Genomic DNA, 24,997 nt, shown 5'->3' with positions numbered 1-24,997 from the left:
CCCGATCCGTCCTGCGACCTGGATACCCTGAGTTCGATCCGGTCAGCGCTGTGCGGAACAAGGGAGATCAGCGGGATGAGATCACTCCGATACTCGATCAACGTCACGCTCGACGGATGCTGCCACCACGAGGTGGGACTTCCCCCGGACGCGGAGTCGATGCGGCACTGGACCGCCGAGATGGAGCGCGCCGACGCCCTCCTCTTCGGCCGGGTGACCTACGAGATGATGCAGGCGGCGTGGCGGCGGCCGGCCACGGGAACCTGGCCCGACTGGATGAGCGAGTGGGACATCCCCTTCGCGGAGGCCATCGACCGCGCGAAGAAGTACGTCGTGTCGAGCACGCTGAGCAGCGTCGATTGGAACGCCGAGCTGGTGCGAGGAGACGTCGGGCACGCGGTTCAGCAGCTCAAGCAGGAGCCCGGCGAGGGCCTGTGGGTCGGCGGTGTGACACTGCCCAGGGTGCTGGCAGAGCTGGGACTGATCGACGAGTACGAGTTCGTCGTGCATCCGGTCCTCGCCGGACACGGGCCGACACTCCTCGCCGGTCTGCGTGAGCGCATTCCGCTGGAGCTCGTCGACCGGCACGAGTTCGGATCGGGCGCGGTCGCCCAGCGATACCGGCCTCGCATCCTGCCGGAGGACGCACGCTGAGCTAATGCTCCGCGAGCACTCCCAGCGGGCGCTCCAGCGCATGTGCTCGCGCGTGGTCGTGGTGGGCGACCTCCGCCAGGAACTGCGCGATCAGCAGCCGCTTCGATCGCTCGAGGGCGCCCGTCGTCACGTCCGCTGATCTGCTGCGTCTCAGCGCGTCCTGGTCGGCGGCGGGAAGGCGGTCGACCTCGCGGCCATGCCACGGGTTCAGCCCGACCCGGATGCACGCGAGGGCGATGATCTGGTTGCGGAGCTCGTCGAGCATCATGACTGCCTGCCACAGCCTTCCCCGTGCGATCGCAGACCGAGCGTGCAGGGCGTACAGCCACCCCATCCCGATGAGGGTGCCCGTATCCGGCGGGGGTGGGGATGAGGAGGGGTTGGCCGTCCCGAAGATGAGCTCGAAACTCTCCCCGGTGCCGCGGAACTCTTCGTACGGCCAGAAGGAGACGTCGATCTGCAGCGACGAGGTCAGGAGGAACACACGATAGCGGGCCCCCGCCACGACATCGAAGGTGTCCGCGAGATCCAGTCGATCACCGATCCATCGCGTCCACGCGTCGACGACCGTCGGCTCGTCCGCGTCGGGTGCAAGCTGGAGAACCAGGTCGATGTCCGACCACGCGTCTTCGTCGCCCCGGGCCGCCGACCCCACAAGAGCGGCGCCGGCGATCTGCTCATCCGTTCGGGCATGCGCGATCAGCACATCGCGCGCATGGATGCGTCCGGCTGCGTCGAACATGCCTCAACTTCATCGAATGCGCCCGCGATGGTCAACCCCGTGTGCACCCGCCACGGTCGACCGCATGCGTCGTCACATGGGGCAGAAGTATCGCTGGTACATTCCGTGCCATGACCTGGCCCGCGCTCCATGTCTCGCGATCGGTGGATGCCGACCCCGAGACCGTCGCCCGTGTCGCCGGTGACCCCGAGAGGCTGCCCCTGTGGGCGGCCGGTCTCAGCACCGGGATCCGTCTCGAGGGCGGTCGTTGGTACGCGGACTCACCGATGGGGCTCGTCGAGGTGGCCTTCACCGGTCCGATCGAGCTCGGCATCCTCGATCATGACGTGACGATGCCCGACGGCACCGTCGTGCACAATCCGATGCGGGTGCTCTCCAACGACACGGGCAGCGAGATCGTCTTCACGCTCTTCCAGCGGACCGGGATGACCGACGAGGAGTTCCGGGCCGACGCCCGCCTCATCGCGGACGACCTGGCTCGTCTCGCGGAACTCCTCGAGCGACCGTGACCCCGACATCGCCGCGCATGACGGTCATCTTCGTCGAGGGGGAGAGCGACCGGGTCGCGCTCGAAGTCCTCAGCGCGCGCCTGGGCATCGGGCTGCCCGCGGTCGTCGCGGTGGGCGGGGCGAGCGGGGCGCGGCGTGCCCGATCCGACCGGTCGGACGATGACGTCCTCGGGTTGGTCGATGTCAATGAACGGACGCAGTTCGAGCAGGTCGTCGACCAGGTCTTCGTGTGCGACCCCGATCTGGAGGGCGAGCTCGTCCGCGCGCTGGGCATCGACGCCGTAGAGGCCGTGATCGCCGCCCAGGGCGAGCTCGCGTCGTTCCGGCGCCTGCAGAATCAGCCGGCGCAGCGCGGCCGTCGGTCGATGCGCAGCTGGCCCGCTTCTTCGGAGGTCGGAGCGGCAACAAATGCCGCTACGCTCGCCTGCTGGCCGAGGCACTGCCGCTCGATCGGGTCCCTCTGCCGTTGGCCGAACTCATCAGGGCCGCGGACGCCGCGTCGGACTAGCGGCGAAGCGCGGGGCTCATGCCGTCGGCACGAGAGCGGACCAGCGCGTTGAGGCGCTCGGACATCAGCAGGCCGAGCGCCACCAGAACGGCGAGGAACAGCGGCAGGATCCACATCCCGGTCCACGTCGAGATCGCGCCGAACAGGGGCGGGGCGAACGTGGAGCCGGTGTAGGCCGCCGCCATCTGGATGCCGATGATGGCCTGCGAGTTGCGGCGGCCGAAGTTGACGGGGGTCGAGTGGATGATCGCGGGGTAGATGGGGGCGCACCCGAGCCCGAGGACCACGAGTCCGACGAGCGCGAGGATCGTGGTCTCCAGCGGCAGCGCGAGCAGGACGACCCCGATGCCGACGGTGAGGAATCCGCCGCGGATCATCTTCTGATCGCCGACCCGGTCGGCGAAGAAGCCCGCCAGGAACCGTCCGGCCGTGACGCCCAGCAGGAAGAGCGACGCGAAGGCGGCGGCCGTTGCCGGCTCGACGCCGCGATCGGTGACGAGGTACGACGATGCCCAGAGGATCGCCGTGCTCTCCAGCGCGCAGTACGCGAAGAAGGCGGTCAGGATCAGGAGGACACCGGGGATCCGAAGGGCGCGAGCGAGCGGGACGTGTGCGCTGCCCCGTCCGGACGGCTCGTCGCCGTCCTCGTGGTCGGCCTCGGCGGGATGGACGATCGGAGTGATGCCGTTGACCTTGCCCCATAGCGGGATGCTGATGAGCAGCGCGAACGTGAGGACGACCTGCATCATCCCGACGACGAGGTAGGCGCTCGACCAGCCCGACCCGGAGGTGAGCGCGTAGCTCATGATGAACGGACTGATCGACGCGCCGAGCCCCCAGCATCCGTGCAGCCAGTTCATGTGGCGGGCCGCATAGTGCAGGGCGACGTAGTTGTTCAGGGCAGCGTCGACGGCGCCCGCTCCGAGGCCGTACGGGATCGCCCAGAGGCACAGCATCCAGAACGAGTCGGAGAAGGAGAAGCCCACGAGAGCGGCCGCGGTCATCCCGACGCTGACGGCCGTCACGATGCCGGCACCGAACCTCCGCGTGACCCGCTCGGAGGCGAGGCTCGACAGGATGGTGCCGGCGGCGATGATCATCGTGATGATGCCCGCGAAGGCGATCGGGACGCCGAGGTCCTGATGCATGACCGGCCAGCCGGCGCCGACGAGCGAGTCCGGCAGTCCGAGGCTGACGAAGGCGATGTAGATGATCGCCAGGAGGAGCGAGTACACGGCGGGCGAGCTTCCTTTCACGGGAGCTGGATCTGGCGATCGCGGAGAGAACGGCCGTCGTAGAGACTACGCGTTACGGCGCGCTCGACTCCCCCGACCGCGACCCGCGCGACGCGGAGACCGCCGACCGGTGGTCGGCCTACTCGGGCACGTACTTGAACGAGAGCTGGATCCGCACCCGGAACAGCAGCGCCCCGTCATCGCCGACGACCACGTCCTGCTTCGACACTTCGGCCACACGGAGGTCGTGCAGCGACCCCGCCGCTGTCGTGATCGCTTCCCGGGCCGCCTCCTCCCAGGATGAGGCACTCGTGCCGATGACCTCGATCACTCGATAAACGCTCATTTCGACCCCTCGCTGCTCGATTCGGCAGATCCATACTGATCGCGCTCGCGCTCACAGGGAAGGGGGTGTCCCAATACGTGTATATACTCGCATTCGTGGAGACGGATTGCTACTGCACGAGTCTTCGGGTCGCCGTGCGCCGGGTGACCGCGATCTATGACCGCGCGCTGGAGCCTGCCGGCATCAACGTCGCCCAGTGGGCCCTGATCCGTCGCATTCCGCAGCCCGGCGCCGATCCCATCACCATCCAGGATCTGGCGGAGCGGGCCGAGCTCGAGCGTTCCACCGTCGCGCGCAACCTCCGCGTGCTGAGGAACGCGGGGCTCGTCGAGATGACGACGTCGCCTTCCGATCGCCGCGCGAGCGCCATCGTGCTGACCGAGAAGGCGGTGGCGATCACCGCCCAAGCCGTCCCGCTCTGGGAGAGCGCCCAGGCCGAGATCGAGCGGACGCTGACCACCGCGGGCGCCCGCGAGCTCCGTTCGCTGGCCCTGTCCACCTGACCGGCCGATGGAGGCATCATGACCCGCGTCACGCCGACGACCGACGACACCCGCCCTCCTCTGGGGCGCCGCGTGATCCACCCGGCCTGGTGGGTGGCCGCGGTCGCATTCCTCGCGCTCCTCGCCGCGGCCGGGTTCCGCGCCGCGCCGGGAGCGCTGATGGTGCCGCTGAACGAGGAGTTCGGCTGGTCCACGAGCGTGATGTCGCTCGCGGTGAGCGTCAATCTCCTCCTCTACGGGCTCACCGCACCCTTCGCCGCGGCGCTCATGGACAAGTTCGGCGTGCGTCAGGTCGTCGCGACCGCCCTCACGCTCGTCGCGCTCGGCGCCGGCGGAAGCGTCCTCATGACCGCATCCTGGCAACTGCTCATCTTCTGGGGACTGCTGATCGGCCTGGGCACCGGATCGATGGCGCTCGTCTTCGCCGCCACCATCGCCACCCGCTGGTTCGTGCACCGCAGGGGTCTCGTGATGGGCATCCTGACCGCGGGATCCGCCACCGGCCAGCTCATCTTCCTGCCCCCCGTCGCCCTCTTGGCCGAGACCACCGGATGGCGGTCGGCATCGCTCGTCGTCGCGGCGGCCGCCCTTCTCGCCGTCCCCCTGGTCTGGGTCGTGATGCGCGACCATCCCGCCGACCGCGGCGCACTCCCCTACGGCGCCGACCCCGACACGTATGTCCCGCCGGTTCCGGCCACCGGCGGCGCCGCACGGCGTGCGTTCGAAGGACTGGCGTTCGCTGCGAAGACACGGGCCTTCTGGGCGCTCGCGATCGCCTTCGCCATCTGCGGAGCGACCACCAACGGCCTCATCGGCATCCACTTCATCCCCTCCGCGCACGACCACGGGATGGCGACCACGACCGCCGCCGGCCTCCTCGCCGTCGTCGGCGTCTTCGACATCGTCGGAACGGTGGCATCCGGCTGGCTCACCGACAAGTTCGACCCCCGCAAGCTCCTCATCGTCTACTACGTCTTCCGCGGGGTCGGGCTGCTCCTCCTGCCCTGGCTGCTCGCCGACACGATCCATCCGACAATGGTGCTGTTCGTCGTGATCTACGGCCTCGACTGGGTCGCCACCGTCCCGCCCACCGCAACGCTCTGCCGCGAGATCTTCGGCGACCGCGGCACGATCGTCTTCGGCTGGGTCTTCGCCGCGCACCAGATCGGGGCCGCCGCCGCCGCCCTCGGCGCGGGGGTCATCCGCGACGTGTTCGGCGAGTACACCTACGCCTGGTGGGGCGGCGCGGCGCTCTGCGCCATCGCCGCCGTCCTGTCCATCGCCGTCAAGCGCGCACGCATCCTCCCCACCGTCGGGACGTGATCCCCGGTCTTCCGGATCGCCGGCAACGGTGGCATCGTGGCGCCATGGAGATCATCGAGTGGTGGCCGAAGCTGGACGCCGACGCGCGGGCGTGGCTCGTCGCGCACAACGGCGAGGCCGTCGCTCCCGACGTGCTGCTCGAGATCGTCGCCGCCGGCGGGTCTGTGACGTCGGATGCGTGGTGGGTCGGCGAGTCCGGACCCGACGGCTTCTTCCTCTCCGACGAGGCTGTGGACTGGATCGAGGCGACCGCCAACGGCGAGGCGGACTGACCGGGCGTCGGGGCTCATCCGATCGGCGTGACCTCACGCCTCGCCGAGTCCCACCGCCGCAGCGCAACGCCGGTCCCTGCATGCTCGGCGCCCAGCAGAGCGAGGGCGTCATCGAGCGCATCCAGGCGCAGCCGCCGCGCGAGCGTGACGTGCGGCGTCCACTCCCCCGGCTTGGTGTGGGCGGCATCCGGTCCCGGCGGCACGGCCGCGTGGACCGCACGGTGGAGGCGCACCAGCTCATCGGTCGGCACGACACGACGGGCAAGCACTCCGCGGTCACCATGCCGGAACACGATCGGCTCCGCGAGGGTGAGCGCGATCGGCAGAGAGGCGACGGCTCCCTCGAACCGCGCCGTCGGCAGAGAAGGGCGCACCAGCAGGGTCACGTGCGGCCGGTTGCTCGGCGCGGTATGCGCCGCCATGCTGGAGAGGCCCGCGGCCGCCAGCCGGCCCCAGTCCGCACGCACGAGCGATTCGGACTCCGGATCCAGCAGCAGTTCGATGCTGACGATGTCGCTCATATGCGAGCGAGGCTAGCCGACGATCAGCTCCCCTCGAGCCCGTTCGCCTTCGCGACGCCGCCGAGCCATGCCAGGCTCGGCTTCGGCCGTCGCTCGAAGGTCTCCCGATCCCACGCGATCAGCCCGAACGTGGGCCGGTACGAGCCCCATTCGTAGTTGTCGAGCAGCGACCAGTGCAGGTACCCGATCATCGGGAGCCCGGCGGCGATCTCGGCATGCAGGGCCTCCAGCGCGCCGCGCGTGTAGTCGATGCGGCGCGCGTCGTCCGCCGTTGCGATGCCGTTCTCGGAGACGAACACCGGCAGGCCGGTGATGTCGTACGCGAGTCGCGCCGCCTCCGCGATCGCCGGCGGGTAGTACTCCCAGCCGGTGAGGGTCTGCTCGACGTCATCCGGCGCGGGCAGCGGCCCATCGAGCGTGATGCGCGTGCGCGTGTAGGCCTGCACGCCGATGAAGTCGTCGCCGCGCGACGCCTCGAGGAAGATCGTCTCGCGCGGGTACGCGTAGGCGCGCATCACCTCTTCGGCTCCGGGATCGGCGAAGAACTGCTGCGGGGCGACCGGCCAGCCGACCGGGCGGCCGGTGGTCTTCACGAGCTCGACGGCGCGGTGGTGCGCGGCGATGATGTGCTCGGTGACGACGGCGTCGGGTTCGGGCAGGGCGCCGGCCTGGATCTGCTGGTTGCCCTCCTTGCCCGCGAAGATCATCGCGAGGATGTTGGGCTCGTTGATCGTGAACACGTGCGAGGCGGTGTGCAGCAGCGGCAGCACGATCTCGACGAAGCGGGCGAAGCGATCGACGGATGCCGGGTTGCGCCACCCTCCGTCATCCGCGAACCAGCGCGGGGTCGTGAAGTGGTAGATCGTCACGGCGGGCTTCACGCCGAGCTCGTGGCAGCAGTCGATGACGCGGCGGTAGTGGTCGAGCGCGGCGCGCGACACCATCCCCTCCTCCGGCTCGATGCGCGACCACTCGAGCGAGAACCGGTAGGTGTCGAGCCCCGCCTCGGCCAGCAGAGTGATGTCTTCGCGGTACCGGTGGTAGCTGTCTGCGGCGTCGCCGGAGGGCTCCGGGATGTCGGTCCCCGGTGCGACCTCGCGCGGCCACCAGTCGCTGTTCACGTTGCCGCCCTCGATCTGGTGGCCCGCCGTCGCGGCGCCCCACAGGAATCCCTCGGGGAAGGTGAGCGTGGTCATGGATGGGTCCTTGTCTGAGCTCACTTGAGCCCGGTCATGGCGATTCCCTGCACGAAGTAGCGCTGGAGGAAGAGGAACAGGATGAGGATCGGCGTGACGACGAGCACCGAGCCGGCCATGAGGAGGCCGTAGAAGGTGCCGTTCGAGCCGACCGAGTAGAGCGACAGCGCGACCGGGAGGGTGTACATCTGCTCGGTCTGCGCGACCACGAGGGGCCACAGGAAGTTGTTCCACGAGCCCAGGAACGTCAGGATCGCGAGCGTCGCGATCGCCGGCCCGCACTGCGGCATGACGATGCGCAGGAAGATGCGGAACTCGCCCGCGCCGTCGATCCGCGCGGCTTCCAGCAGCGCATCGGGGACGCCCATGATGAACTGCCGCATGAGGAAGACGCCGAGCGGACCTGCCAGGAACGGCAGGATCAGCGCCGGGTAGGTGTTCACGAGCCCCATGTTGGCCACGAGGACGAACATCGGCACCAGTGTCACGACGCCCGGCACCATGAGGGTCAGCAGCACCAGGACGAACAGCACCTTCTTGCCGGGGAACTGCATCTTCGCCAGCGCGTAGGCGACCATCGAGCAGAACGCGATGTTGCCGAGCACGACCACGAGGGCGACGACGACGGAGTTGAAGAAGAACTGCCCGTAGTCCAGCTGCGTGAGCCAGCGCGAATAGTTGTCGAGCGTCGCCTGCTCAGGCCACCACGTGATGGGGCGCTGCAGCAGCTCCCCCTGGGTCTTGAAGCTGCCGAGCAGCATCCAGATGAACGGCATCAGGGTGATGATGAGCCCGATGGTCAGCGCGATGTACGTCGCACCGCGCGACCAGTCGGGGCGGCGGCTGCGGCTGCGGGGCCGACGGTCCTCCGTGGTCGCAGTCGCCGCGACGGCGGTCTCGGTGATGGTGGCCATGTCAGTTGTCCTTCGAACGCAGCAGGCGGAACTGCACGGCCGACAGCGCCGCGATGAACGCGAACAGCACGTAGGCGGCAGCGGATGCCAGCGAGTAGTCGCCGTAGCCGAACTGGTTGTAGACGTAGTAGCTGATGCTCAGGGTGGAGTTCAGCGGCCCGCCCTGGGTCATGACGAACGGCTCCTCGAACACCTGCAGGAACCCGACGGACAGCAGCACGGCTCCGAGCAGGAGCGTCGGGCGCATGAGCGGCAGGGTGATGCCGGTGAACCGTCGCCACGACCCCGCGCCGTCTACCTCGGCGGCCTCGTACAGCTCGCGCGGAACCGCCTGGAGCCCCGCCAGGAAGATGATCATGAGCGTGCCCATATTGCGCCAGACGCCCATCGCGATGATCGACGGCATGGCCCAGAACGGGTCGTTCAGCCAATCGGGGCCGTCGATGCCCACCCAGGAGAGCACGGTGTTCGCGAGGCCGGAGTCCTGCAGGATGAAGCGCCACACGACGGCGACCGCGACGATCGAGGTGACGACCGGTGTGTAGTAGCCGACGCGGAAGACGCTCCGGAACTTCTCGATACCCGAGTTGAGGGCGACCGCCAGAAGCAGTCCCGCCGCCATCGTCAGCGGGATGCCGACGATGACGAAGTAGAACGTGTTGAAGATCGACTTGACGAACAGCTCGTCCTGGAAGAGGGCGACGAAGTTGTCGAACCCGACGGGGTTGACCGCGAAGGGCGTCCGCAGGTCCTTCACCCCGAGATCGGTGAACGACATCGCGAACGAGCCGATCAGCGGGCCCAGCATGAACACCGCGAAGATCGCGACGAACGGCAGGGCGAACAGCCAGGCCGCCACCGCGGTGCGGCGCCGCTGGGCGGCGAATCCTCCTCGCCGCCCAGCCGCGCTCGTCGGAGCGAGCGCCATGGTGTTACCAGCCCGTGCCGAGGGACTCGGCCTTGGAGATGATGGCCGCAGCCGCGTCCGCGGCGCTGCCACCGTTGGCGACCTTCTCGGCCTCGGTCTCGATGAAGGCCGACATCTCGTTCCAGCTCGGCACCGACGGCGGGGCCACGGTGTTCTCCAGCTGGTCGTTGAGCACCGTCAGGCGCGGGTCCGACGTGAACGGCTCCGCGTCCAGCGCAGAGCTGACGGCGGGAAGGGCGTTCACCTGCTCGAACCAGGCCTGCTGCGTGTCGGCGTCGGACAGCCAGCGGATGAGCTTCCACGCGCCGTCGGCGTTCTCGGCATCCTCGAACACGCCGAGGTGTCCACCACCGAGGTAGGAGTCGTTGTTGTCGGCGCCGGTCGGCACGGGGGCGGTGCCGACGTTCTCCTCGACCCACTCCGGAGACTCCTGGTCCCCGAGCACGCCGATCATCCACGGACCGGAGATGAACGACGGGTTCGAGCCGTCGGCGAACGCCGCGGTCTGCGCGTCGCCGTAGCCGGACATGGGTGCGAGGCCCTCGGTGAAGAACGAGGCGTAGTAGTCGAGCGCGTCGGTCAGCGCGGCCTCATCCCAGGCGTAGGCGTCGCCCTCGTCGTTCAGAACCTCGCCACCGGCCTGCGCGTAGAAGGGCAGGATGACCTGGGTGGAGTCCTCCGCGTCGCCCATCGGCAGCTGGATGCCGTACTGCGCGCCGTTGGCCTTCATCGCCTCGCCGAACGCGGTGAGGTCGTCCCATGTGGCGGGCGGCTCGACGCCGGCCTTCTCGGCGAGATCCGTGCGGTAGTACATGACGCGGGTCTCGACGTACCACGGCACGGCGTAGGCGGTGCCCTCGACCTCGGTCGACTCGAGGGCGGTCTCGTTGAAGCTGTCGTCGTCGACGAGGCCGTCCGGAACGGCGGCGAGGCCACCGGCGGCGACCATGGACGGCAGGAGGGACGAGCCGATCATGATCGCATCGGGCACCGTGCCGGCGGCGACGGCGGTCTGGTACTTCGTCATGACGTCGGCCCACGGGATGTTGGTGACCGTCACGGTGGCGTCGGGGTTGTCCTCGATGAAGGCATCGGCGAAGGCGCCGAGGTTCTCGCCCTCTTCGCCCATCGCCCAGACCGTGATCTCGCCGGTCGCGGGCGAATCGTCGATCGTCGCGGTCTCGGCCGCGTCGTCCGTGCCCGCGTCGTCGGCGCGGCCGCAGCCGGACAGGGCCAGCAGGCCGACGATGCCGATCGCTCCGATCGTGAGCGCTTTGCGTCCCATCTTCATGGGGTCCTCCTCGTTGAGTGTGGGCGACGACGTGTCGCCCTGCCGAAACTAACTTAGCGATTGCTCGCTTAGTTTGTTCACCATAGACTGACATGGAATCGCTCGCAAGGGAGTTGCGCATGACCGACGAAGATGCTGCGGCGGTACCCGACGCGGCTGCGCGCCCCGATCTGCGGCGGGTACGCGGCGACCGAAGACGGACGACGATCCTGTCGACCGCCGTCGAGGTGTTCGGCGAGCAGGGCTACCGCGGAACGTCCCTGCGGGAGATCGCGCGCCGTGTCGGCATCTCCGACGCCGGCCTGCTGCACCACTTCGGGTCGAAGGTGGGCCTCCTGGCCGCCACCATCGCGGAGCGCGACGAGATCGATCGTCTGCGCCGCGAAGCGTCCGAGGCGGCGGGAGTGCCGTTCGTCGACACGATGCGCGACCAGGTCGCCCGCAACGCCCAGTCCCCCGGCCTCGTCGCTCTGCACGTCGTGCTGTCGGCGGAGGCGACCGACCCACAGCATCCGGCCCATGAGTCGGTCCGCGAGCGCTATCGGCAGATCCGGCACCAGGACGACACCTCGTTCTCGCGCCTGCAGGCCGACGGAGAGCTGCGCAAGGACCTCGACCCGCGCCGGGTGGGCCAGCTCGTCACCGCCATGATGGACGGCCTGCAGCTGCAATGGCTACTGGACCCCGACGCGGTCGACATGGTGGGCTTGTTCGAGGACTTCCTGCATCTGCTCGAGATCCCCGCCCCTGGCGCGAAGCCGACGACCGAAGGGATCGCCATGTCCCCCGAGAACGAGCACCTCTCCCCGAAGCACGTCCCGAATCCGGATGAACCGACGATCCCGGAACTCGAGGAGGACGAGAACATCGCCCCTCGCCCCGAGGAGGAGATCGCCGACATCCTGCGGGCCGAGCCCGATGTCGAGGATCACAGCCGACGCACCGAGTGACCGACGCGGTCCCGCGGGGACTGCCGACCCCTTGCGCGGCGCGCGCACTTTGGCTGTATTGGCCGTAGCTCGGGGGGTGGGCATGCGGATACTGCGGTGGTTCGGCGCGGCACGGCCCGCTCGCCCGGCGGTGACCGACGTCGCCGCGATCGAGAAGCGCATCCAGGTGCTCCTCGAATCCACGAGGCGCGAGCGCGATCGAGCTGCCGCCCGCATGGATGGCATCCAGACGCGGGCGACCGTGCTGATCGGTGCCGCGGGGATTCTCGGGGGCATCCAAGGCGGGAGGACCGACACGTCGACGTGGGGCATCGTCGGGATCGTCCTCTCCGTGCTCGCTGCGGTCGCCGGGCTGGCGCTGCTCTGGCCGCTGAAGGTCCTCGGGATCACGAACCAGGAGTTCTTCGCGACGATGCTCGACTATCACCCGGTCGATCTCCAGGAGGCGATCCTCCGCAATGAGCTCACCGCCGCACGCCACACGCAGACGAGGCTCAAGGTCCGCTCGTGGACACTCATCGTCGGGTTCACCCTGCTGGCCGGCGCGTGGGGCACGTCGCTCCTCGCCCTGACCGGCGCCTCGGTCAATCCGCCCACGGATCCCCCGATCAGAGTCGAGATCGTCGAATGAAGGGAGCATGACATGACCTCTGGTGACTGCCCTCCGGGCTACATCCGGACCGCGCTGGGCAACTGCATCAAAGACCCCACCGGACAGCCCGAGTGGGAGCTCGACGAGGAAGCTCCGCCGCAACAGGGAAAGGTCGAGCCCTTCGGGGTCGAGTAGGAGAGCGACGATGACGCAGCAGCACTGGTCGGGTGCGGGCACCGCGGCGGACCCGTGGATGCTGAAGACCGCGGACTACACGATCCACCGGGACGACGACAGCGACCCGGCGCTCCTGGTGTGCCAGGTGGGATCGACCAGGCTCACGTATCTCGCCCGCGCGATCGAGGACCTCCACACGGAACTCCTGCGCCGCGGAGACTGGGTGGCACTGGGAGCCGCGGACGAGAAGAAGGAGCCGGCACCCGAATCGGTCGAGGCGTGGGGGCGATCGGAGGACAACCCGGTCGGTGGCTGGTACGGCCAGCGCAAGGGTTACCGGGGCCGCTTCGGCATGTACCTTCCGCCGCTCCTCGAGGCGCTCGGACTCGTCGAACTCGAGCACAACCCGCGCAACAATCGCGTCCGGGCGATCCCGACGGGGTGACCGGCATCCCGCGATCGGTCAGTTGACCGGGATGCGCTCCAGAAGCTGCTGCGTGAACGTGATGCTCCACACCGAGATGACGACGAAGCCGAGCACGGTCGCGGCGATCCACACCCACAGCGGGGTGAGCCCCTTGCCCGTCTCGCGCTTCACGACGACCGTGCGGCCGATCACGTAGACGCCGATCGTGACCACGAGGGCGAAGAACGCGAACGCCCAGTGGAAGGGCTTGTCGATGCCGCGCTTGCGCAGTTCGCGCCAGTCGAACCAGGCGAAGAGCACCGACAGACCCAGGAACGCGTATGACAGCAGCGTGATCAGCAGGATGCCGCCGACCCACGTCATCATGGCGCTCGCGGCCGCGGACGACGGGCGACCGGACATCTCGACCATGACGTCGATGTAGCCGTCCCAGTCCATGAGGAAGATCGTGAACATCGGCAGCGTGCCGGCGATGATCGCGAGGTAGATCCAGATGGTGTCGGTCGCGACACCGGGCGCCGACGGGCCGGAGCGCGCGACCGGTGGTGCTGCGGTCGGCCACGGGGTGACGGCGGGCGCCGCTGACGGCGTGGGCGTGGCGTAGGACGGCGCAGGGGTGGCGTAGGTCGGAGCCTGCTCAGCCGGGGCCGGGACGGTGGGCGCGGCATCCACCGGCGGCGCGGCCGCTCCGGCCGGTGCCGCCTGCTGACCCCAGTACGATCCGTCCCACCAGCGGACGCGCGAGGGGTCGGTCGGGTCGGGGTACCAGCCGGCGGGAACCTGAGGACTCATCGGGCACTCTCCTGGAGTTCGGCGCCCGCATGGGCGAGTTCGGCAAGGGCGGCTTCGCTCGTCTCGGGAGCGACGCCGGCGACGAGATCGGTCAGGATGCGCACGTGCCGACCGTGCTCGATGGCATCCATCGCGGATGCCTTCACGCAGTAGTCGGTCGCGAGCCCCACGACGTCGACGTCGACGACGCCGTGCGCGGCGAGCAGGTCGCCGACCGTCTCACCGGCATCCGTCACGCCTTCGAAGAGCGAATAGGCGGGCTTGCCCTGGCCCTTCTTCACGTGGTGGGTGACGGCGGTCGTGTCGAGACCCGGATCGTACGCGGCGCCGTCGGTGTCTGCGACGCAATGCACGGGCCAGGTCCCCGCGAAGTCGGGCTCCGCGGCGAAGTGGCCGCCGTTATCCGAATCCGCGTCGTGCCAGTCCCGTGAGGCGACGATGAGGGCGTACTCCCCCGCATGCGCACTCAGGTAGGCGGTGATGCCCTCGGCGACCGCGTCACCGCCGTCGACGCCGAGGGCACCGCCCTCCGTGAAGTCGTTCTGCACATCGACGATGAACAGCGCTCTGGTCATTCTCCGAGCGTACGCCGGTACTCCGCGCGGGTCATCTCCTCAGGCTCCTCGCGCGCCACGACGGCGTCCTCCTCGCCGGCGAAGCGCGACAGCTTCGACGGCCACCAGATCGCGCGCCCGATGTCGTGCGACAGTGCGGGGACGAGCAGGGACCGCACGACGAACGTGTCGAGCAGCACGCCGAAGGCGACGATGAACGCCAGCTGGGCGAGGAACAGGATGGGGATGACGCCGAGGGCTGCGAACGTCGCCGCCAGCACCAATCCGGCCGAGGTGATCACACCGCCCGTCGCGACGAGCCCGCGCAGGATGCCGGCACGGGTGCCGTGCTTCAGCGATTCCTCGCGCACCCGCGACATCAGGAAGATGTTGTAGTCGATGCCGAGGGCGACGAGGAACACGAACCCGTACAGCGGGACCGCGGGATCGCCGCCCGGGAACTGGAAGACGTGGTTGAAGACGAGCGCGCTCACGCCCATCGCCGCACCGAAGGAGACGATGACGCTCAGGATGAGGATCACCGGCGCGACGATCGCACGGAGGAGGAGCATGAGGATCAGCAGCACCACGACGAGGATCACCGGGATGATCACCGTGCGGTCTCGGATCGACGTGTCGTTCGTGTCGAGGTCGACCGCTGTGGTGCCGCCGACGAGCGCGACGCCGTCGCCGAGCTCGTCCGTGAAGGCTGCGCGGAGGTCGCGGACGGTCTGCTCGGCCTCGAGGGAGTCGGCCTTGTCCGCGAGGGTCGCCGCGAGGAGCACGTCGCCGTCGGAGACCGTGGCCTCCGGCGCCGGGGTCCCGGGCGGGCCGACGGCGGTGAGCACGGCTTCGCCGTCCTGCAGCTCGACCGATGCCTGGCCCGTGGGCGAGTCCGCGGAGGTGACGGCGATCGAGGCGACGCCGACCTCGTCGGTGAGCACCGCCACGGCGCCGGCGAGGCTCTCCTCGGCGACGATGACGTACGCCGGGCTGCCGGAGCCGGCCGGGAAGTGCTCGGCGAGCTCCTGCTGGCCGTCGCGGGCCTCGGAGGCCCCGAGGACGAGGTCGCTCGCGGGCACGCCGTCGGCTTTCAGCTGGAAGACGCCGGCGGCCATCGCGAGCAGCAGAAGAGTCGAGATGATCCACACCGGACGCGAGTGACGGGCGACGAGGCGCGCCTGACGTGCCCAGAAGCCCTTGACGGGCTGGGTGAAGTCCTTCGGCAGCTCGATGCCCGCCGTCTTCGGGACGAAGGGCCAGAACGCGGCGCGGCCGCAGAGGGCCAGGAGCGCCGGCAGGAAGGTGAGCGCCGAGAGCATCGAGAAGGCGATGCCGATCGAGGCGATGGGTCCGAGCGCGCGGTTGCTCGCGAGGTCGCTCAGCAGGAGGCAGAGGAGACCCGCGATGACCGTGCCGCCCGAGGCGAGGATCGGCTCGAACGCGCCCTTCCACGCCTGGACCGTGGCATCCCATCGACGGAGCCCTCCCCCGATCGCTTCGCGGAAGCGGGCGACATAGAGCAGCGCATAGTCGGTCGCGGCGCCGATGACGAGGATGAAGAGAATGCCCTGGACCTGGCCGTTGAGCACGACGATGTCGGCCTTGGCGAGCCACCACACCGTCAGCAGCGCGACGCAGAGTGCGAACAGCGACGTCATGAGGACGAGCACGGGCAGCAGGGGCGACCGGTACACGATCACGAGGATGACGAACACGGCGCCGAGCGCGACGATCAGCAGCAGCCCGTCGATGCCGAGGAAGCCCTTGACGAGGTCGGCGGTGAATCCGGCGGGCCCGGTGACCCAGCCCTCCATGCCCTCGGGGAGGTTGTCCTGCACGAGGGCGCGCACCTCGGCGACGAGGTCGCCGATCTCGCCCGACGAGTCCAGGGGCACGAAGATCTGCACGGCTTCGCCGTCGTCGGAGGAAAGGGGCGGAGAGACATCGCCGACGCCGTCGATGGAGCCGATCTCGTCGGCGAGGTCGGCCAGCTCGGCGATCTGGCCCTCGTCGAGCTCGGCATCGCCGGAGATGACGACGACCGCGGGGATGGTGTCGCCGCCGGTGAAGTCGGACAGCCGCTCCTGCACCTGCGTCGCCTCGGCGCTGGAGGGCAGGAACGTCGACTGGTCGTTCGTGGCGACTTCGCTGACCTTGCCGAAGTACGGTCCGCCGATCGAACCGCCGGCGGTCCAGATGAGGACCAGCAGAAGCGGGATGCCGATGCGCAGCCAGCGGGACGGTTTCACGGAGGACGACATATTGCTAGCTTATCTAGCAATCTCGGTTCCTGCCAATTTCGCTTTAGGCTGGCGCCACCATGATCGCCGCCGCCCTCGCCCTGCTGGGCGCCCTCGTCTACGGGGCGGCGGACTTCCTCGGCGGCCTGGCCGCGCGCCGTATCCGGCCGGTCGCGGTGACGGCGACGTCCGCGCTCTCCGGGCTCGCGGTGCTCGCGCTCCTGCTTCCCGTGCTCGGTGGTGCGTGGTCGGCCTCGGACGCGCTGTGGGGCGCGCTCTCGGGCGTGACCGGCGCCCTCGCGATCGGCCTGCTGTATGCGTGTCTCGCCATCGGCCCGATGAGCATCCTCTCCCCCGTCACGGCGGTGGTGTCCGCGATCGCCCCCATGCTGTGGGGAATTCTCATCGGCGGCGAGCGTCTCAGCGGTGCGGGCTACGCCGGGCTCGCGCTGGCCCTCGTCGCGATCGTGCTCGTGGCGTTCCTCCCCGGCGAGTCGGTCGCCCGCCCGAGCGCGCGGGGGCTTCTCATGGCGGTCGGGTCGGGGCTCTCGATCGGCGCGTTCCTCATCCTCATCGACCAGACGAGCGAGGCGAGCGGCGTCCTGCCGCTGCTGTTGAACCGCGGCGTCAATGTGCTCATCACCGGCGCCGTGGTCCTCGTCGTGGTGATCGCGGCACGGCGACGCGGCGTGCGGGCAGCGGCGGCGCTCGGAACGGCGCACGGGGGCGCCGGTCGAGGGATGATGGCCGGCCGCGCGTGGACGATCGCGCTGGTCTGCGGACTCGTCGACGCCTCCGCCAACGTGCTGCTGCTCCTCGCGCTCCGGTCCGGCGGAGACCTCGCCGTCGTCTCGGCCCTCACGGCGCTGTATCCGGCCGGCACCGTCCTGCTCGCCGCGGTCGTGCTCCGGGAGCGCATCGCGCGCGTCCAGTGGATCGGGCTCACCCTGGCCCTCGCGGCCGGCGCGCTGCTCGCGATCGGCTGACCCGCTGCGTCCGGTCTTCAGCCGCGCGCGAAGAGCAGGATCCAGGAGGCCGTGAGCGCCAGGACGCCCAGGGCCAGCATGCTCGCCGCTGCCCAGACGACGGCGCGGAACCCGGCGGCGCGGCGCGTGAGCCGCATCCGTCCGCGCCAGCCGTGCCGATACCAGATCGGGGTGCGGTCGGCGCCGGCGAGGTGCTGCGCTTCCGCCGGTGACGCGTGGGCGGAGTTGGCGTCTCCGTCGGCGTCGAACCAGCGGACGACTGTGCCGTCGTCTTCGTGATCGACGATCGCATCGGCGGGAAGCCAGGTGCCGTCGACGGCCCACAGGATGACGGCGACGGCGGCCAGGAGAACTCCCGCGCCGAGGCCGAGCCACGAGAAGACCTCGAGCAGGATGTCGAGGGCTGTGTCCATCGGCTCCGATCGTACTCGAACAGGGGGGTTCACCACGATCGCACCGGGCGTGCGCGCGCGTTCAGGTGCGCGTCAGCACCGGAGGCGCACCATGGGAGCCATCGACGCGAGGCGTCACGAGGCGAGGAGCAGATCATGGGGAAAGCGGGGCGCACGATGGGCGCTGCGGTTGCGATCGCGGCGAGCGGTCTGATGATGGTGGGATGCGGGGCGCAGACGGGGCCGCCAGTGCCCTCGGGCAGCATCCACGACCCGGCCGACCTGCCCGTCGGGGACGAGCCCGTCGAGCTCGTGCCCGGGGAGTTCACGACGGAGATCGACAACCCCTACTGGCCGATGAAGCCCGGCACGCGGTGGACCTACCGCGAAGTGGAGGCCGACGGCGCCGAGTTGACGGTGACGGTCACGGTCACATCGGCCACCCGGGAGATCGCGAACGGCATCACCGCCCGCGTGGTGCGCGACACCGTCCTGCGCGGAGACGAGATCGTCGAGGACACCTTCGATTGGTACGCGCAGGATGCCGACGGCGCCATCTGGTATCTCGGCGAGGACACCGCCGAGTTCGAGAACGGCCGGATCACCTCGCGCGAAGGGTCCTTCGAAGCCGGTGTCGACGGGGCGCTGCCCGGCATCGCGATACCCGCCGACCCGGAGCCGGGGATGGCCTACCGCCAGGAGTACTTCGAGGGCGAGGCGGAGGACAACGGCGCCGTGCTCAGCATCGACGCGATGGCGGACACCCCTCTCGGCCACTACACCGACGTCCTGCTCACGTGGGACACGATCACCCTGGAACCCGACGTCGCGGAGCTGAAGTTCTACGCACCGGGCCTCGGTCCCGTCCTCGCCATCGGCGTCGCGGGCGACCCCGGATCACGGGAGGAACTCGTCGCCGTCGACACCGTGCCGAGCGGCACCGGCACCCAGCCGCTGGGCGAACGCGACTGATGCGAGGATGTGTGGAGCCACCTAAGGGAATCGAACCCTTGACCTATTCATTACGAGTGAATCGCTCTGCCGTCTGAGCTAAGGTGGCGCGCTTCGCTTGCGCGTTGCACGATCAACGATCTTACAGGGTTCATCGGGGCGTCGCGAACCACGCGGGTGCGCCGCCGGTGTCGGACTGTTACGCGCGAGTCGAGACCGCGCGCCGTGCGACGTACGGTCGATGAGGCACCGCGACGAGGCGAGCGCGGTACCCGCCGACTCTCGTGGCGTTCCGCGCCCGACGAGGTGCCCTGACCCCCCAAGGAGCACCACATGTCCAAGAAGTCGCTGTCCGCAGCAGCCCTCCTCCTCCCTCTGGCCCTGGCTCTGGGCGCATGCGCCGGTACGGCAAGCGACGCCGGCAGCACGGATGAGGCCACCACCGGGCCGGTCCGCATCGGCGTCGTCGGCGCGGGCGACCCCTACTGGGAGCTCTACACCGAGGCCGCCGCCGAAGAGGGCATCGAGGTCGAGATCGTCGACTTCACCGCCTACGACCAGCCCAACCCCGCCGTCTCCGCGGGCGAGCTGGACCTCAACCAGTTCCAGCACATCATCTACCTGGCCACCTACAACGTCGCCGCGGACGACGATCTGCAGCCGATCGGCGCCACCGCCATCTACCCGCTGGGCCTGTACTCGACGAAGTACGACGACGTCGCCGACATCCCGGAGGGCGAGACCATCGCGGTCCCCAACGACGAGTCGAACCAGGCGCGCGCCCTCCTCGTGCTGCAGTCGGCCGGCCTCATCGAACTCGAGGACGGCGGCTCGATCTTCTCGACCGTCGCCGACATCGACGCCGCCGCGTCCACCGTCACGGTCGAGGCCGTCGACGCCGACTTCACAGCCTCGTCGCTGCCGGACTTCGCCGGCGCCATCGTCAACAACGACTTCGTGACGAAGTCGGGCCTCACCGAGGACGAGCTGCTCGCGCAGGACGACCCCGCCGACCCGGCCGCCTTCCCGTACATCAACATCTTCGCGGCCAAGGCCGAGGACGCCGACAACCCGACGTACCTCAAGCTCGTCGAGATCTTCCAGGAGACCCAGTCGGTCCAGGACGGCGTGCTCGAGACCTCCGGCGGCACCGCCGTGCTCGTCAAGACGCCGGTCGCCGACCTCGTCACGTCACTGAACGACGTCGAGGACGACATCCGCGCCAACCAGTAAGGCCCCTGTATGCGGCCCGGTCCTGCGACCGGGCCGCATACGCATTCCCGCCCTACCCTCTCGCACCATCGTCGAGGAGCACCCATGACGCTCATCCGCCTGACCGGCGTGACCAAGTCCTTCCCGCCCGCCGGCAAGGACGCCGCGCCCGTCACCGCCGTCGACGACGTGTCGCTGTCGATCGAAGCGGGCGAGATCTGCGGCATCATCGGCTACTCCGGCGCTGGGAAGAGCACCGTGCTCCGGCTCGTCAACGCTCTCGAGGCACCCACGTCCGGCGCCGTGGAGATCGACGGGACCGACATCACCCGGATGCGTGAGCGCGAGCTGCGACGGCTCCGCGGCGACATCGGCATGATCTTCCAGCAGTTCAACCTCTTCGACTCACGGACCGTCGCCGGCAACGTGGCGTACCCGCTCGAGATCGCCGGCCGGCCACGGGCCGAGATCCGGGCGCGCGTCGAGGAGCTGCTGCGCTTCGTCGGCCTCGCCGACAAGGCCCGCAGCTACCCGGAGCAGCTGTCCGGCGGACAGAAGCAGCGCGTCGGCATCGCCCGCGCCCTCGCGACGAGTCCGCGCATCCTCCTCGCCGACGAGGCCACGAGCGCCCTCGATCCGGATACGACGCAGGAGGTGCTCGCGCTGCTGAAGCGCGTCAACGTCGAGTTCGGCATCACGATCCTCGTCATCACGCACGAGATGGAGGTGATCCGCAGCATCGCCGACCGCGTCGTCGTGATGGAGCGCGGGCGGGTCATCGAATCGGGCGCCGTCTTCGACATCCTCGCCGCCCCGCAGCATCCCGCGACCCGCCGCTTCGTCGCGAGCATCATCGAGGAGGTGCCCGTCGGCGCGCAGCTGCAGACGCTGCGCGAGCGCCATCCCGGCCGGATCGTGACCTTCCGGGTGCGCGACGGCGAAGGCGCACAGGCCGACGTGTTCGCCGCCCTCGCAGGCGAGGGCGTGCGCTTCGAAGTCGTGCACGGGGGCATCAACGACATCCGCGGGCGCGTGTTCGGGCACCTGACCCTCGCCCTCGCGGGTGAGCCGGATGCCGTGCAGCGCGCCATCGACGCGGCATCCGCGTTCGCACCCCTGCACGAAGAGGAGGCCGTCCGTGGATAGGCTCATCGATCTGCTGCCCGAGCTCTGGGCGGCCACCGCCGAGACTCTCTACGTCGCCTCGCTCGCCCTCATCCTCGGCGGACTCGGCGGGCTCGTGCTCGGCATGGCGCTCTACGCGACGCGCGACGGGAGCCTGTTCCCGAACAAGGTGGTCTTCGGCATCCTGAACGTCATCGTCAACACGATCCGCCCGATCCCGTTCATCATCCTGCTCGCGGCGGTGCAGCCGCTCGCGCGCAGCGTCGGGATCCCGGGCATCGGCGTCACGTTCGGGATCTTCGCGATCACGATCGCGTCGCTCTTCGCGATCAGCCGAATCGTGGAGCAGAACCTCCTCACCGTGCGTCCCGGCGTCATCGAGGCGGCGCGCGCGGCGGGCGCGAGCCGGTCACGGATCCTGTTCCGACTCGTCCCGCGCGAGGCCCTCGGCCCGCTCGTCCTCGGCTACACGTTCGTGGTCGTGGCGCTCGTGGACATGACGGCGATGGCCGGCGCCGTCGCGGCCGGCGGCCTCGGCGAGTTCGCGATCGTCTACGGGTTCAAGCAGTTCAACCCGTGGGTGACGTGGGCGGCCGTGCTGATCATCGTCGTCATCGTGCAGGGCGTGCAGTTCTTCGGCAACGCGCTCGCGCGGCGGGTCCTGCGGCGGTAGCGCGCCCCCTCGTCGCCGGGATGCCCGCGCGCCGCTGCGGTCAGCGGCAGACGAGGCCGTCCGTCGGAACGGTGCCCTCGAGGAGATAGGTCTCGACCGCGTCGTCGACGCAGTCGCTGCCCTTGTTGAAGCCGGTGTGCCCCTCCCCTTCGCGGGTGACGAGCACCCCCGAAGCGAGCTGCTCCGCGAGAGACACCGACCATTCGTAGGGTGTCGCGGGGTCGTTCGTCGTGCCGACGACGACGATCGGGGCAGCGCCTTCGGCGGCGATCTCGCCACGGGTGCCCGTGGGCGGGTAGGGCCACACCTCGCAGGCGTCGACTCCGGTCCAGTACGGTGCGATCGTCGGTGCCTTCTCGGCGATGAGGGCGTCGGCGGCGTCCTCGGCGGCGGCGTCCGTCTCAGCCGGGTAGTCCATGCAGTTGTACGCGCGGAACGCCTCGGTGGAGTTGTCGTCGTACCCGGATTCGCTGCGGTTGTAGTAGAAGTCCGCGAGGAAGAACGCGAACTCGGGGTCACCGCTGAGCGCCTGGCCGAGGGCCTGCGTGAGGTAGGTCCAGCTGTCCTGCGAGTACAGTGCCGCGACGATGCCGGTCATCAGCGAGTCGGCGCCCAGCATCCGCCCGTCGTCGTTTCGGAGCGGTGTCCTGTCCACGCTTGCGAGCAGCGTGCCGAGGTCGGCCATCGCGTCGTCGACGGTGCCGCGGAAGGGGCACTCGCGATCGGTGAGGCAGTCGGCCATGTAGGCGCGCAGCGCGGACTCGAAGCCGATCGCCTGCGTGGTGCCGACCTCCAGCCCGGACACCGAGGGGTCGATCGCGCCGTCCAGCACGAGTCGCCCGACGCGGTCGGGGAAGAGCTGCGCGTACGTGGCGCCGAGGAACGTCCCGTACGAGTAGCCGAGGTACGTCAGCTCGTCGTCGCCGAGCACGGCGCGGAGCAGGTCCATGTCGTGCGCCGCGTTGACGGTGGTGATGAACGGCAGGATGCCGTGGCTGCCCGCCTCGCACGCCGCCGCGAACTCCTCGTTGCGCTGTGTGAGCTCGTCCGTCCAGCCGTCGCTGCCCCGCGGATCGGCGGGGATGTCGAACAGGTAGGCGTCCATGCCGTCGGTGTCCAGGCACGTGACGGCCGTCGAGCGTCCGACGCCGCGCGGGTCGAACCCGACGACGTCGTAGGCCTCGGCGAGCTTCTCCCCCACGGCGAAGACGGCCGAGTCGGCGACCAGGTCGTAGCCGCTCGCGCCGGGCCCGCCCGGGTTGGTGAGCAGGGATGCCGTCGACTCTCCGCTGTCACCGATCCGCACGATGACGGCCAGCTCGAGCTCACCGGCATCCGGGGCCGACCAGTCCAGCGGAGCCGTGACTGTCGTGCAGTAGTAGCTGCCCTCGTCCGCGCCCTCGCAGGCCGTCCAGTCGAGCTGCTGACCGTAGTACGGGAGGAGGTCGGCGGCGATGCCGGCGATGACCGGCGCGCGATCGGGAGCCGGGAGCCGGTCGGCGGTGGCGCCGGGGATGACGCATGCGGTCAGGGTCACGCACGCAGCGGCCAGGGTGGCCAGGGCGGCGAGCACGCGGGCTCTGCGGTTCACGGGGTCCTTCCGCTCGCGACGGTCACGAGCATGCTCTCGAGTGCGAGCGCGGGCGCGGCGTTGCCTTCGAGGTTCGTCCGGGTGGTGGAGATCTGGTCGAGCACCGTGAGCGTGCGCTGCGCCGTCCAGGCCTTCGCGAGAGCGGCGAGGTCGGCGCCGATCTCTCGGTTGATGAGCTCGGCGTCGGGACGCAGCTGCAGCATGAGCGTGTCGCGGTACATCGACTCGAGGTCGGTGAGCACGCGGTCGATGCCGTCCCGGAGACTGCGTGTCGCGCGACGCTTCTGGTCGTCCTCGAGAGCGTTCAGCTGACCGCGGACGGCGGGGGGCACGGCGGCGCCCGGCGCGATGCCGAGGGTGCGGAGGAGGGATTCGCGCTCGGCCTCGTCGCGCTCGGCGGTGAGGGTCTTGGCGTCGTCGGTCGCGAGCGCGACGATGCGCGCGGCGACCTCGACGGCGTCGCCGACACCCCGGACGCGGAGGACCGCACGGAGGGTCTCGTCGCGGCGGGCGCGGGCATCGGCGTCGGTCGCGAGGCGCTGCGCCATGCCGATGTGACGCTGCGCCAGGCGGGCGGACTGCTCCGCCGTGACCTCGTCGACGCCCGTCCGGGCGACGATGAGCCGGGCGACGTCGGAGACGTCGGGCTCGCGGAGGCGCAGCGTGCGGACGCGGGACCGGATCGTGGGGAGCAGGTCGGCGTCGCTCGGCGCGCAGAGGACCCAGACGGTCCCCTCGGGCGGCTCCTCGAGGGCTTTCAGCAGGACGTTGCTGGTGCGCTCGACCATGCGGTCCGCATCCTCCATGACGATGACCCGGTGGCGGCCCAGCGAGGGCGAGAAGTACGAGCGCTCGACGAGGGCGCGGGCGTCCTTGATGGAGATGATGACGCCCTCGGTGCGCAGCGCGGTGAGGTCGGGATGCGTACCGGCCAAGACCTGGCGCATGGCGTTGTCGTCGCCGGGTTCGGCGATGAGCGCGGCGGCGAAGGCGTAGGCGAGGGTGGAGCGTCCGGAGCCCGGAGGCCCCGTGATGAGCCACGCGTGCGCGAGCTGCGTCGGGTCTTCTGCGGCGGCTTTGAGCTGGGCGACCGCGGCGTCCTGGCCCCACACATCGGTCCACGGCAGCTCGTGGACGAGGGGGGCGGACTCCATGCGGACCAGCCTAGGCGCTGGCGCCGACCCCGCCGCGCTGGCGGCGGCCTGTGGAGGAGGCTTCGCGGGAGGTTCCGGGCCCGGGCTCAGGATGCGGAGCCTGGGTGCCTTCATCCGCGGGTGACCGGTCGGTCGGCGCCCGCAGGGCTTCACCCGTGGCGAAGTGCGGGTTCCGGGCCCGTCGACCCATTATTTGCCGCGGATCAAGAGACCGACCCCGGTTCACCCGCGGCGAC

Annotated in this window: 29 protein-coding genes and 1 tRNA gene; 15 read left to right on the top strand and 15 right to left on the bottom strand. The window is 69.7% G+C overall.

Features of this window, described 5'->3' with window-relative positions:
* The first annotated feature begins 75 nt into the window (after window positions 1-75).
* On the top strand, window positions 76-654 hold the full coding sequence (locus QZL85_RS00150; protein WP_295572148.1) for a dihydrofolate reductase family protein: 579 nt from the start codon (window positions 76-78) through the stop codon (window positions 652-654).
* A 1-nt stretch (window position 655) separates the two neighbouring features.
* Here QZL85_RS00150 and QZL85_RS00145 read toward each other — a convergent pair whose 3' ends face one another.
* Window positions 656-1,396, bottom strand: coding sequence for a nucleotidyltransferase domain-containing protein (locus QZL85_RS00145; RefSeq protein WP_295572146.1), 741 nt, complete (start codon window positions 1,394-1,396; stop codon window positions 656-658).
* A gap of 110 nt (window positions 1,397-1,506) precedes the next feature.
* On the opposite strand from QZL85_RS00145, the gene QZL85_RS00140 reads away from it, so the two are divergent.
* Both QZL85_RS00140 and QZL85_RS00135 read left to right on the top strand, forming a co-directional pair.
* Entirely contained in the window at window positions 1,507-1,905 is a 399-nt protein-coding gene (locus QZL85_RS00140; RefSeq protein WP_295572143.1) for an SRPBCC family protein, read from the top strand.
* A gap of 17 nt (window positions 1,906-1,922) precedes the next feature.
* The gene (locus QZL85_RS00135) at window positions 1,923-2,465 is read left to right on the top strand and encodes a hypothetical protein (RefSeq protein WP_295572141.1); all 543 of its coding nucleotides are present in this window, start codon (window positions 1,923-1,925) and stop codon (window positions 2,463-2,465) included.
* On the opposite strand, the gene QZL85_RS00130 is transcribed toward QZL85_RS00135, so the two are convergent.
* Entirely contained in the window at window positions 2,410-3,669 is a 1,260-nt protein-coding gene (locus QZL85_RS00130; protein WP_295572139.1) for a sugar MFS transporter, read from the bottom strand. The two genes, QZL85_RS00135 and QZL85_RS00130, sit on opposite strands and share 56 nt — an antisense overlap.
* 118 nt (window positions 3,670-3,787) lie before the next feature.
* Window positions 3,788-3,994, bottom strand: coding sequence for a dodecin family protein (locus QZL85_RS00125; protein WP_295572137.1), 207 nt, complete (start codon window positions 3,992-3,994; stop codon window positions 3,788-3,790).
* A gap of 134 nt (window positions 3,995-4,128) precedes the next feature.
* Here QZL85_RS00125 and QZL85_RS00120 point away from each other — a divergent pair, with 134 nt between their 5' ends.
* Genes QZL85_RS00120 through QZL85_RS00110 form a run of 3 tightly spaced genes read left to right on the top strand, consistent with a single transcriptional unit; the run spans window position 4,129 to window position 6,092 of the window.
* Entirely contained in the window at window positions 4,129-4,497 is a 369-nt protein-coding gene (locus tag QZL85_RS00120; protein WP_295572135.1) for a MarR family winged helix-turn-helix transcriptional regulator, read from the top strand.
* A gap of 18 nt (window positions 4,498-4,515) precedes the next feature.
* Window positions 4,516-5,820 carry an MFS transporter gene (locus QZL85_RS00115; RefSeq protein ID WP_295572133.1) on the top strand — a complete coding sequence of 435 codons (1,305 nt, stop codon included), beginning with the start codon at window positions 4,516-4,518 and terminating at the stop codon, window positions 5,818-5,820.
* Between the two features lie 44 nt (window positions 5,821-5,864).
* Window positions 5,865-6,092, top strand: a complete 228-nt coding sequence (locus QZL85_RS00110; RefSeq protein WP_295572131.1) for a hypothetical protein — start codon at window positions 5,865-5,867, stop codon at window positions 6,090-6,092.
* A 14-nt stretch (window positions 6,093-6,106) separates the two neighbouring features.
* On the opposite strand, the gene QZL85_RS00105 is transcribed toward QZL85_RS00110, so the two are convergent.
* The 5 genes from QZL85_RS00105 to QZL85_RS00085 are packed head-to-tail and all read right to left on the bottom strand — an operon-like array spanning window position 6,107 to window position 10,942.
* Window positions 6,107-6,613 carry a 2'-5' RNA ligase family protein gene (locus QZL85_RS00105; protein WP_295572128.1) on the bottom strand — a complete coding sequence of 169 codons (507 nt, stop codon included), beginning with the start codon at window positions 6,611-6,613 and terminating at the stop codon, window positions 6,107-6,109.
* A gap of 23 nt (window positions 6,614-6,636) precedes the next feature.
* Entirely contained in the window at window positions 6,637-7,809 is a 1,173-nt protein-coding gene (locus QZL85_RS00100) for a glycoside hydrolase family 1 protein (RefSeq protein ID WP_295572126.1), read from the bottom strand.
* Window positions 7,810-7,829: 20 nt separating this feature from the next.
* Window positions 7,830-8,723, bottom strand: coding sequence for a carbohydrate ABC transporter permease (locus QZL85_RS00095; RefSeq protein ID WP_295572123.1), 894 nt, complete (start codon window positions 8,721-8,723; stop codon window positions 7,830-7,832).
* Between the two features lies 1 nt (window position 8,724).
* Window positions 8,725-9,651: a carbohydrate ABC transporter permease gene (locus QZL85_RS00090; protein ID WP_295572120.1), complete on the bottom strand. Its 927-nt coding sequence runs from the start codon at window positions 9,649-9,651 to the stop codon at window positions 8,725-8,727.
* A 4-nt stretch (window positions 9,652-9,655) separates the two neighbouring features.
* On the bottom strand, window positions 9,656-10,942 hold the full coding sequence (locus QZL85_RS00085; protein WP_295572117.1) for an extracellular solute-binding protein: 1,287 nt from the start codon (window positions 10,940-10,942) through the stop codon (window positions 9,656-9,658).
* Between the two features lie 119 nt (window positions 10,943-11,061).
* On the opposite strand from QZL85_RS00085, the gene QZL85_RS00080 reads away from it, so the two are divergent.
* The 4 genes from QZL85_RS00080 (at window position 11,062) to QZL85_RS00065 (ending at window position 13,106) form a co-directional block, all read left to right on the top strand.
* Entirely contained in the window at window positions 11,062-11,892 is an 831-nt protein-coding gene (locus QZL85_RS00080) for a TetR/AcrR family transcriptional regulator (protein WP_295572115.1), read from the top strand.
* Between the two features lie 82 nt (window positions 11,893-11,974).
* Window positions 11,975-12,523 carry a hypothetical protein gene (locus QZL85_RS00075; RefSeq protein WP_295572113.1) on the top strand — a complete coding sequence of 183 codons (549 nt, stop codon included), beginning with the start codon at window positions 11,975-11,977 and terminating at the stop codon, window positions 12,521-12,523.
* Window positions 12,524-12,535: 12 nt separating this feature from the next.
* On the top strand, window positions 12,536-12,679 hold the full coding sequence (locus tag QZL85_RS00070) for a hypothetical protein (RefSeq protein ID WP_295572110.1): 144 nt from the start codon (window positions 12,536-12,538) through the stop codon (window positions 12,677-12,679).
* Window positions 12,680-12,689: 10 nt separating this feature from the next.
* Window positions 12,690-13,106: a DUF6855 family protein gene (locus QZL85_RS00065; protein WP_295572107.1), complete on the top strand. Its 417-nt coding sequence runs from the start codon at window positions 12,690-12,692 to the stop codon at window positions 13,104-13,106.
* Window positions 13,107-13,124: 18 nt separating this feature from the next.
* Here the strand turns inward: QZL85_RS00065 and QZL85_RS00060 are convergent, their stop codons facing one another.
* From QZL85_RS00060 to QZL85_RS00050, 3 genes are read right to left on the bottom strand one after another with little or no spacing between them, the layout of a single operon-like run.
* Complete coding sequence (locus tag QZL85_RS00060; protein ID WP_295572105.1) at window positions 13,125-13,880, bottom strand: DUF2510 domain-containing protein; 756 nt, start codon at window positions 13,878-13,880, stop codon at window positions 13,125-13,127.
* The gene (locus QZL85_RS00055) at window positions 13,877-14,455 is read right to left on the bottom strand and encodes an isochorismatase family protein (protein ID WP_295572103.1); all 579 of its coding nucleotides are present in this window, start codon (window positions 14,453-14,455) and stop codon (window positions 13,877-13,879) included. Before QZL85_RS00055 ends, QZL85_RS00060 begins: the two co-directional genes overlap by 4 nt.
* Window positions 14,452-16,698, bottom strand: a complete 2,247-nt coding sequence (locus QZL85_RS00050; RefSeq protein WP_295572100.1) for an efflux RND transporter permease subunit — start codon at window positions 16,696-16,698, stop codon at window positions 14,452-14,454. The genes QZL85_RS00055 and QZL85_RS00050 overlap by 4 nt, the downstream gene beginning before the upstream one ends.
* Before the next feature lie 59 nt (window positions 16,699-16,757).
* Between QZL85_RS00050 and QZL85_RS00045 the strand changes: the two genes are divergently transcribed.
* A complete protein-coding gene (locus QZL85_RS00045; RefSeq protein ID WP_295572099.1) occupies window positions 16,758-17,663 on the top strand; it encodes an EamA family transporter in 906 nt (301 codons plus the stop codon).
* Window positions 17,664-17,680: 17 nt separating this feature from the next.
* Here QZL85_RS00045 and QZL85_RS00040 read toward each other — a convergent pair whose 3' ends face one another.
* A complete protein-coding gene (locus tag QZL85_RS00040; RefSeq protein ID WP_295572097.1) occupies window positions 17,681-18,076 on the bottom strand; it encodes a hypothetical protein in 396 nt (131 codons plus the stop codon).
* A 135-nt stretch (window positions 18,077-18,211) separates the two neighbouring features.
* Here QZL85_RS00040 and QZL85_RS00035 point away from each other — a divergent pair, with 135 nt between their 5' ends.
* Window positions 18,212-19,027: a hypothetical protein gene (locus QZL85_RS00035; RefSeq protein WP_295572096.1), complete on the top strand. Its 816-nt coding sequence runs from the start codon at window positions 18,212-18,214 to the stop codon at window positions 19,025-19,027.
* A 12-nt stretch (window positions 19,028-19,039) separates the two neighbouring features.
* Here the strand turns inward: QZL85_RS00035 and QZL85_RS00030 are convergent.
* Window positions 19,040-19,115, bottom strand: a tRNA-Thr gene (locus QZL85_RS00030).
* A gap of 224 nt (window positions 19,116-19,339) precedes the next feature.
* Between QZL85_RS00030 and QZL85_RS00025 the strand changes: the two genes are divergently transcribed.
* The 3 genes from QZL85_RS00025 to QZL85_RS00015 all read left to right on the top strand — a co-directional run bounded on the left by QZL85_RS00025 (window position 19,340) and on the right by QZL85_RS00015 (window position 22,016).
* Window positions 19,340-20,239 carry a MetQ/NlpA family ABC transporter substrate-binding protein gene (locus QZL85_RS00025; RefSeq protein WP_295572094.1) on the top strand — a complete coding sequence of 300 codons (900 nt, stop codon included), beginning with the start codon at window positions 19,340-19,342 and terminating at the stop codon, window positions 20,237-20,239.
* An 84-nt stretch (window positions 20,240-20,323) separates the two neighbouring features.
* Window positions 20,324-21,364: a methionine ABC transporter ATP-binding protein gene (locus QZL85_RS00020; RefSeq protein WP_295572091.1), complete on the top strand. Its 1,041-nt coding sequence runs from the start codon at window positions 20,324-20,326 to the stop codon at window positions 21,362-21,364.
* Complete coding sequence (locus QZL85_RS00015) at window positions 21,357-22,016, top strand: methionine ABC transporter permease (protein ID WP_295572089.1); 660 nt, start codon at window positions 21,357-21,359, stop codon at window positions 22,014-22,016. Before QZL85_RS00020 ends, QZL85_RS00015 begins: the two co-directional genes overlap by 8 nt.
* Before the next feature lie 40 nt (window positions 22,017-22,056).
* On the opposite strand, the gene QZL85_RS00010 is transcribed toward QZL85_RS00015, so the two are convergent.
* Together QZL85_RS00010 and QZL85_RS00005 are read right to left on the bottom strand one after the other, a co-directional pair.
* Window positions 22,057-23,607, bottom strand: coding sequence for an alpha/beta hydrolase (locus QZL85_RS00010; protein ID WP_295572087.1), 1,551 nt, complete (start codon window positions 23,605-23,607; stop codon window positions 22,057-22,059).
* On the bottom strand, window positions 23,604-24,761 hold the full coding sequence (locus tag QZL85_RS00005; RefSeq protein ID WP_295572083.1) for a DNA polymerase III subunit delta': 1,158 nt from the start codon (window positions 24,759-24,761) through the stop codon (window positions 23,604-23,606). The genes QZL85_RS00010 and QZL85_RS00005 overlap by 4 nt, the downstream gene beginning before the upstream one ends.
* Window positions 24,762-24,997 lie beyond the last annotated feature (236 nt).

The sequence above is a fragment of the uncultured Microbacterium sp. genome (assembly GCF_900078385.1).
Taxonomy (GTDB): domain Bacteria; phylum Actinomycetota; class Actinomycetes; order Actinomycetales; family Microbacteriaceae; genus Microbacterium.
This window is presented reverse-complemented; position numbering and strand designations above follow the sequence as displayed.

What these genes read in the sequence shown, in the direction of transcription:
- QZL85_RS00105 (WP_295572128.1), bottom strand. Translation starts at nt 6,613, where the DNA reads ATGAGCGACATCGTCAGCATCGAACTGCTGCTGGATCCGGAGTCCGAA.
- QZL85_RS00050 (WP_295572100.1), bottom strand. Translation starts at nt 16,698, where the DNA reads ATGTCGTCCTCCGTGAAACCGTCCCGCTGGCTGCGCATCGGCATCCCG.
- QZL85_RS00095 (WP_295572123.1), bottom strand. Translation starts at nt 8,723, where the DNA reads ATGGCCACCATCACCGAGACCGCCGTCGCGGCGACTGCGACCACGGAG.
- QZL85_RS00040 (WP_295572097.1), bottom strand. Translation starts at nt 18,076, where the DNA reads ATGGACACAGCCCTCGACATCCTGCTCGAGGTCTTCTCGTGGCTCGGC.
- QZL85_RS00045 (WP_295572099.1), top strand. Translation starts at nt 16,758, where the DNA reads ATGATCGCCGCCGCCCTCGCCCTGCTGGGCGCCCTCGTCTACGGGGCG.
- QZL85_RS00115 (WP_295572133.1), top strand. Translation starts at nt 4,516, where the DNA reads ATGACCCGCGTCACGCCGACGACCGACGACACCCGCCCTCCTCTGGGG.
- QZL85_RS00110 (WP_295572131.1), top strand. Translation starts at nt 5,865, where the DNA reads ATGGAGATCATCGAGTGGTGGCCGAAGCTGGACGCCGACGCGCGGGCG.
- QZL85_RS00085 (WP_295572117.1), bottom strand. Translation starts at nt 10,942, where the DNA reads ATGAAGATGGGACGCAAAGCGCTCACGATCGGAGCGATCGGCATCGTC.
- QZL85_RS00075 (WP_295572113.1), top strand. Translation starts at nt 11,975, where the DNA reads ATGCGGATACTGCGGTGGTTCGGCGCGGCACGGCCCGCTCGCCCGGCG.
- QZL85_RS00080 (WP_295572115.1), top strand. Translation starts at nt 11,062, where the DNA reads ATGACCGACGAAGATGCTGCGGCGGTACCCGACGCGGCTGCGCGCCCC.
- QZL85_RS00065 (WP_295572107.1), top strand. Translation starts at nt 12,690, where the DNA reads ATGACGCAGCAGCACTGGTCGGGTGCGGGCACCGCGGCGGACCCGTGG.
- QZL85_RS00035 (WP_295572096.1), top strand. Translation starts at nt 18,212, where the DNA reads ATGGGGAAAGCGGGGCGCACGATGGGCGCTGCGGTTGCGATCGCGGCG.
- QZL85_RS00020 (WP_295572091.1), top strand. Translation starts at nt 20,324, where the DNA reads ATGACGCTCATCCGCCTGACCGGCGTGACCAAGTCCTTCCCGCCCGCC.
- QZL85_RS00145 (WP_295572146.1), bottom strand. Translation starts at nt 1,396, where the DNA reads ATGTTCGACGCAGCCGGACGCATCCATGCGCGCGATGTGCTGATCGCG.
- QZL85_RS00070 (WP_295572110.1), top strand. Translation starts at nt 12,536, where the DNA reads ATGACCTCTGGTGACTGCCCTCCGGGCTACATCCGGACCGCGCTGGGC.
- QZL85_RS00150 (WP_295572148.1), top strand. Translation starts at nt 76, where the DNA reads ATGAGATCACTCCGATACTCGATCAACGTCACGCTCGACGGATGCTGC.
- QZL85_RS00090 (WP_295572120.1), bottom strand. Translation starts at nt 9,651, where the DNA reads ATGGCGCTCGCTCCGACGAGCGCGGCTGGGCGGCGAGGAGGATTCGCC.
- QZL85_RS00025 (WP_295572094.1), top strand. Translation starts at nt 19,340, where the DNA reads ATGTCCAAGAAGTCGCTGTCCGCAGCAGCCCTCCTCCTCCCTCTGGCC.
- QZL85_RS00055 (WP_295572103.1), bottom strand. Translation starts at nt 14,455, where the DNA reads ATGACCAGAGCGCTGTTCATCGTCGATGTGCAGAACGACTTCACGGAG.
- QZL85_RS00100 (WP_295572126.1), bottom strand. Translation starts at nt 7,809, where the DNA reads ATGACCACGCTCACCTTCCCCGAGGGATTCCTGTGGGGCGCCGCGACG.
- QZL85_RS00005 (WP_295572083.1), bottom strand. Translation starts at nt 24,761, where the DNA reads ATGGAGTCCGCCCCCCTCGTCCACGAGCTGCCGTGGACCGATGTGTGG.
- QZL85_RS00140 (WP_295572143.1), top strand. Translation starts at nt 1,507, where the DNA reads ATGACCTGGCCCGCGCTCCATGTCTCGCGATCGGTGGATGCCGACCCC.
- QZL85_RS00125 (WP_295572137.1), bottom strand. Translation starts at nt 3,994, where the DNA reads ATGAGCGTTTATCGAGTGATCGAGGTCATCGGCACGAGTGCCTCATCC.
- QZL85_RS00135 (WP_295572141.1), top strand. Translation starts at nt 1,923, where the DNA reads ATGACGGTCATCTTCGTCGAGGGGGAGAGCGACCGGGTCGCGCTCGAA.
- QZL85_RS00060 (WP_295572105.1), bottom strand. Translation starts at nt 13,880, where the DNA reads ATGAGTCCTCAGGTTCCCGCCGGCTGGTACCCCGACCCGACCGACCCC.